Here is a 6,745-nt window from a genome sequence, read left to right as displayed (position 1 = left end):
TTGAATCAGAATTCCTTTCGTCGCTCTCAATCAATCAGTGGATGCGCATTATAACGATCTTTTCGCTTTCTTCAACTACTATTTCGATCTTTTTTTATCAGTTGATTATTGTTTGTTCAATACTAGTCATTTATGATTAAAATGCAATCACATTGAGTCTTTTTTGCTAATTTAAAATAAAAAGGCATCTTATAAAAATGCCATTTTTTTATTTATTGTCGTTTTTTATACTTCAAATGGATCACGTAAAATCATTGTTTCTAAACGATCTGGTCCAGTAGAAATAATATCAATTGGTGTTTCTGTTAATTCCTCGATACGTTTGATGTAATTTTTAGCCGCTTGTGGCAAATCACCAAAAGATTTTATGCCAAATGTCGATTCGCACCAGCCAGGAAGTGTTTCGTAAACAGGCGTTACAATACCCATTTCTTCCGCTGATGATGGTGCAACTTGAATGATATCACCGTTAGGTAGTTTATAACCGACACAGATTTTGACTTCTTTCAACCCATCAAGTACATCAAGTTTAGTTAAACAAAAGCCTGAAACAGAATTTAGTTGAATTGCTTTACGAATCGCTACAATATCTAACCAACCAGTACGACGTCGACGCCCTGTTGTCGCACCAAATTCATTTCCCTGCTTACATAGATATTCGCCAACATCATCAAATAATTCAGTAGGAAATGGACCTGCACCAACACGGGTACTATAAGCTTTTACAATTCCTAAAACATAGCCAACATATCGAGGTCCAAAACCAGATCCAGTAGCAACGCCACCGGCAGTAGTATTTGAAGATGTCACATAAGGATAAGTACCGTGGTCAATATCAAGTAAAGTTCCTTGTGCACCTTCAAACATGATTTTTTCGCCATTTTTGCGTGCTAATTCTAACAATGTTGGGACATCAGCGACCATTGCTAACAAGATATCTGCTACAGCTAATATATCATTAAGCACTTTTTCGTAACTTACAGCATCTGTCTTATAATAGTTAACTAATTGAAAATTATGATACTCCATAATTTCTTTCAATTTTTCAGCAAAGAGTTGACGATCGTTTAAATCACCCACGCGCAGCCCTCGACGAGCAACTTTATCTTCATAAGCTGGACCAATACCACGTCCAGTAGTTCCAATTGCTTTTGCTCCTCTCGCTTTTTCTCTCGCATGGTCCAAAGCAACATGATAAGGTAAGATTAACGGACAAGCTTCAGAAATCAACAATCTTTCTTTAACTGGTATACCTTTACTTTCAAGCTCTTGCATTTCTTTCATAAGTGCTTCTGGAGATAGCACCACACCATTAGCAATAATACTAATCACATTTGATCGTAAAATCCCAGATGGAATGAGATGTAAAACAGTTTTTTCTCCATTGATAACCAACGTATGACCTGCATTATGCCCACCTTGATAGCGAACGACATATTTTGCTTTTTCAGTCAATAAATCAACAACTTTGCCTTTACCTTCGTCACCCCATTGTGTTCCCAATACAACAACATTATCACTCATGTTTACATACTCATTTTTATTAAAATTAATATCCTACTGCTAAAAAGATTTTAGCAACAATTATTTTCTATCAGATTTGATATTTGTATCCAATTTCATATAGTTAAAAAACTCACTATCTGGGCTAATAACCATAATATCATTTCCTTTGAAACTTTCCTCATAAGCTTTTAAACTACGAATAAAGTTATAAAATTCCAAATCTTTACTAAACGCTTCAGCATAAATTCTTGCAGCATTGGCATCACCTTCACCACGTATTGTTCGCGCCTGTTTTTCAGCCTCAGATAGAATTTTTGTGGCTGTTAATTTAGATTGTGCTCGAATTTCTTCTGCTTTTTTATAACCTTGGAATCGCTTATCACGCGCAAAAACTTTTCGTTCTTCGCTCATTCTATCATAAATAGATTTAGATACTGCAGCAGGAAAATCTATTTGTTTGATGCGAACATCAATAACTTCAATACCAAATGCTCTCATACTCGTGATATTTTCGGCATCAATTTGCGATTGATTCACTTGATAATCACTTGAAACACCTTCAATATCCTTATTTTTTTGCTGTTTCCCATTTAAAGCATCTTTCACTCTTAACATTAATGAATTACGCGATTTAGTTTCAGCATTTGAATCGTTAATAATATCATTAATATCTAGTTTACCAATTTCTGCTCGTAAACGCCCATTGAGTCTAGCCATTAATAAATCTTCGATACTGTTACCACCGGCAATAGTTTCATAATAGCGATTGAAATTAGTAATTTTCCACTGCACAAAGTAATCAACTATAAGGTAATTTTTTTCTCTGTTTATAAACTTTTGTTCGACACCATTATTGGAACTACCAGTAGTCTGAATTTTGGCATCAACAATCCGGACATTATCAACACCAGGTAATTTAAAATGTAATCCAGGTTCTGATAAGGCAATAATTTTGTTAAAGCGTAGTACGATACCACGAGTACCTTCTTCAACAACATAAACAGATGAAAATAGTATACCAATTAAAATGATAACGATAGGAATTATAATTTTGCGCATTATCTTATTTCTCCTTATCGTCCTGTTCGGGTAGCTGTACTAACACTACGAATGTTATTCGTGTTATCAGTGGATGACGAATTTTGGGTAGACTGTGTCATCGTTGAATTTAACGGGGAACTGGCATTAATATGATTATCAATAGCACTATTTGAATTATATTGATCGTTTTTCATTTCACTATTATTATTTCGGGCCTTTAACATTTGTTCTAACGGTAAAACGAATAAATTACCACTTTTATCGTTCACCAATACTTTATTGGTATTACCTAATACTCGCTCCATTGTTTCTAAATATAACCGAGCTTTAGTGATTTCTGGTGCGTTTTTATATTCTGGTAATAGCTTGTTAAAACGCGCTACATCTCCTTCAGCTTCCAATTCCACCTTAACACGATACGCATTAGCGTCGGCAAGAATCTTGGCTGCTCGTCCTTCTGCTTCTTGAACTGTTTGTACTTTGTCTGCCTCTGCTTTTTTGATTTCTCTTTCGAGATCTTCTCGCGCGCGATTAGCATCATTATAAGATTCTTGTACTTCTTCAGGTGGTCGAGCTGATTGGAAATTCAAATCAACTATTGTAATTCCCATATCATAGTTTGATATTGTATCAACTAATTGTTGTTTAGTTCGAAATTCTATTTCTGCACGTCCATCAGTTAAAATAGCGTCCATATTAAAACTACTTACTTCCGTGCGTAATGCGCTATCAGCAGCTTGTCGAAGACTATCTTCTACCGATTTTACATTGAATAGATATTTAATTGGATTGACAATTCGATATTGGACATTCATTTCTACGAATACTAAGTTTTCACCAGCGGTAATCATAAAACCATGCACGTTAAAATTTCGAGTGCCTTGCGTATCAACCAAATAATATTTATCAATTAAAGACGGTTTCCAATTTAGACCAGGCTGTATTATCTCAGGCTGAACTTTACCAAAACGAGTAATTACACCTCGTTGACTCTGATTTACTGTATAAAAACCACTAATAAACCAAAGTGCTATAATCACAATTAATATCGTACCAAATAACATTGAGAGATTAAATGGAGCCTTGACATCTCCAGAATGACCGTTGTTTGACATCCCTTTTTTTAGTAGTTTATTCAGTTTATCTAGAAAATCATCAATGATGTTATTTGTTTTTTTTCGATTGTTATTATTACCCCATGGATCATTATCTTGTCCGTTATTGCCGGGCTGATTCCACGCCATATATTATTTGCTCCGTCTAACTATTGTCTATTTTTGGGTTGATTATTAATTAAGTATAATAAATCAGGTTGTTGTTTACATAGTCGGTTCCATTCAATTAATGGTATTCTAATATTTAAACAAAAACTCCCATCTTTATTAACTTTCTCATGCACTATAGCATTTAATTCATAAAAACGACTACGTAACCGACTTAGATAAACCGGTAAATTAATTTGGCAAGTGTATATCTGCTTACCTAATCGCTCTTTTAATGCAATTAATAATAGATCTAATCCTACCTTATTTTGTGCAGAAAGCCAAACACGAAATGGTACCCCATTTCTATCGCGATCTATTGATGCTTCTTTTCCATCCAATAAATCAATTTTGTTCATTATCAGCAAAGTGGGGATTTCATGGGCATCGATTTCGGCTAACACATCATCAACTGCATGAATATTATCGATAAGGTTATCATCAGCAGCATCAATAACATGTAACAACAAATCAGACTCTTTAGTTTCAAGTAAGGTTGCTTTAAAAGCAGCAACTAAGTCATGAGGTAAATGACGGATAAACCCAACTGTATCGGCTAATACCACATCACCTACATCTTTAACCTTAATACGCCTAAGTGTTGGATCTAAGGTCGCAAAAAGTTGATCGGCAGTAAAAACATCCGAATCAGTTAATGCATTAAATAGTGTTGATTTACCTGCATTAGTATAACCAACAAGAGATAAAGTTGAGAGATCGGCTTTAACTCTAGCTTGACGATTTTGAGAACGTTGTTTTTCGACTTTTGCAAGGCGACTCAGAATCAGGTGAATGCGATGTTTAATTAAGCGTCTATCCGTTTCTAATTGTGTTTCTCCAGGTCCTCTAAGACCAATTCCCCCTTTTTGTCGTTCAAGATGTGTCCACCCTCTTACCAAACGAGTAGAAATATATTGTAATTGAGCTAGCTCAACTTGTAGTTTGCCTTCATGAGTTCGCGCTCTTTGCGCAAAGATATCTAATATTAAACCCGTTCTATCGACAACACGACATTCACATAAATTTTCTAAATTTCTTGCTTGTGTTGGTGTCAAAGAATGATTAATTAAAATAACTGATGCCTCGTATTGCCTAACTAAATCAGCAATTTCTAGAGCTTTGCCTTCACCAATAAAATATTTAATTTGCGGAGATTTGCGAGACGTGGTGATGATATCGAGAATTTGGATTTGAGCTGAGGATACAAGAACCTCAAACTCTTTTAAATCCTCGATATCATTTTCATGAGGAAAAAACACATGGACAAGTAGGGCTTTTTCACCACCTTTATATCGTTCAAACAACTATGTGTACCTGAATTAGGATAACAAGTTAATCTGAATTTTCACTTGCTTCATTTGACTGTATAAGTGAATTAGAAATCGGTCGTGATGGTACGACAGTGGATATAGCATGTTTGTATACCATCTGACTAACCGTATTTTTCAACAAGATAACAAACTGATCAAACGATTCGATTTGTCCTTGTAATTTAATACCATTAACTAAATAAATTGAAACCGGAATGTGTTCACGGCGCAATAAATTCAAATAAGGATCTTGTAGAGATTGCCCTTTTGACATGTAATTTTCCTTTTTTGTTACTAATGAGAAACTAAAATTGTTTCAAAAACTCAATTAGCTATTTCTGAGCTTTTGTGTGATCCAAATTATCATAAAAAAATAGAATCTTAAACACTTGATCTAAAAATTTCTCAGAAAAAACTAAAATTTATCTTATTTCGTATAAATATTATAAAATAATTTATTAGTTTTTCATTAAATATTGATTTATATCAAAAAAATAATATTGCGAATAACAACAATTTATTCAAATTAGATATAGACATATAAAATTTTTAAAAAATAAATATATTTTTTTTTAAATATTTAAACTATAAAAATACAATACATTATTTTATAAATATTTTCCGTTAAAATAATGATAAACAATGCTAATTTAGTGTAAATTATTTAGGCTAAGTTTACGTTAATAAGTACTTAAACTTATATAAATTGTTCATTTATTAACCTATTAAAGGTTTGATAATCATCACTATTCAACCAATTAATCTGATGTTTCCATCCTCTTAACCAAGTAATTTGTCTTTTGGCCAATTGCCGTGTAGCACATATTCCTTGATAAACCATTTCGTCATAATTGATATCACCTGATAAATATTGCCACATTTGTCGATAACCAACACAACGCATTGACGGTAAATCAAGATGTAAATCTTTACGAAGCATCAAATATTTAACTTCTTCGGCAAAACCTTGTTCCAGCATTTTTAAAAAACGACGTTCGATTCGCTCGTGTAGTAATTTTCGATCATCACACGCTATTGCACATTGCAAAACATTAAATGGCAAGTTTTGACCTTTGTCTTCCGTCAATTCAGTCAATGTCTTACCGGTTATTAAATAGACTTCAAGTGCTCGATTTAGGCGTTGTGGATCATTAGGATGAATTCGTGCTGCAGAAATAGGATCAACTTTAACCAATTCTTGATGAATTGATTGCCAACCATAGTGGTTGGCCTTTTCTTCTATTTGCTTTCTAATCACCTCATCAGCAGGTGGTAAAGGTGATAAACCATCTAATAAAGCTTTAAAATAAAGCATTGTGCCACCGATTAAAAGCGGTATTCTGCCTTTAGCTAGTGATTTATTGATTTCCGTAATAGCATCTTCACGAAATTCTGCTGCAGAATAGCTTTCACTAGGATCTTTTATATTAATCAGTTTATGAGGATACTTTTTTAATTCTTCTTGCGTGGGTTTGGCGCTGCCAATGTCCATCCCCCGATAGATTAAAGCGGAATCTACACTAATAATATCAATAGGAAAATCCTCGCAAAGAGCCATAGCTAATGCGGTTTTTCCAGAAGCAGTCGGACCCATCAGAGTCAAAATTTGCGGTTTATTCATAATAC

Annotated in this window: 6 protein-coding genes; all 6 read right to left on the bottom strand. The window is 33.9% G+C overall.

Annotated elements, in window-relative coordinates:
• Positions 1-225 precede the first annotated feature (225 nt).
• A complete protein-coding gene (locus tag JMI89_RS04540) occupies positions 226-1,524 on the bottom strand; it encodes an adenylosuccinate synthase (RefSeq protein WP_187754360.1) in 1,299 nt (432 codons plus the stop codon).
• A gap of 60 nt (positions 1,525-1,584) precedes the next feature.
• On the bottom strand, positions 1,585-2,565 hold the full coding sequence (gene hflC, locus JMI89_RS04535) for a protease modulator HflC (protein ID WP_187754359.1): 981 nt from the start codon (positions 2,563-2,565) through the stop codon (positions 1,585-1,587).
• Positions 2,566-2,579: 14 nt separating this feature from the next.
• Entirely contained in the window at positions 2,580-3,791 is a 1,212-nt protein-coding gene (gene hflK, locus JMI89_RS04530) for an FtsH protease activity modulator HflK (protein ID WP_220679430.1), read from the bottom strand.
• 20 nt (positions 3,792-3,811) lie between these two features.
• The gene (gene hflX, locus JMI89_RS04525; protein WP_220679429.1) at positions 3,812-5,113 is read right to left on the bottom strand and encodes a ribosome rescue GTPase HflX; all 1,302 of its coding nucleotides are present in this window, start codon (positions 5,111-5,113) and stop codon (positions 3,812-3,814) included.
• Between the two features lie 28 nt (positions 5,114-5,141).
• Positions 5,142-5,393, bottom strand: a complete 252-nt coding sequence (gene hfq, locus JMI89_RS04520; RefSeq protein WP_187754356.1) for an RNA chaperone Hfq — start codon at positions 5,391-5,393, stop codon at positions 5,142-5,144.
• 423 nt (positions 5,394-5,816) lie between these two features.
• Positions 5,817-6,740 (bottom strand): tRNA (adenosine(37)-N6)-dimethylallyltransferase MiaA, encoded by a 924-nt coding sequence (miaA, locus tag JMI89_RS04515; protein WP_187754355.1) that lies wholly within the window; start codon positions 6,738-6,740, stop codon positions 5,817-5,819.
• Positions 6,741-6,745 lie beyond the last annotated feature (5 nt).

The sequence above is a fragment of the Frischella sp. Ac48 genome, from assembly GCF_019641635.1.
Taxonomy (GTDB): Bacteria; Pseudomonadota; Gammaproteobacteria; order Enterobacterales; family Orbaceae; genus Frischella; species Frischella japonica.
The sequence above is the reverse complement of the archived record's forward strand: the minus strand, read 5'-3'. Positions and strand labels throughout refer to the sequence as shown.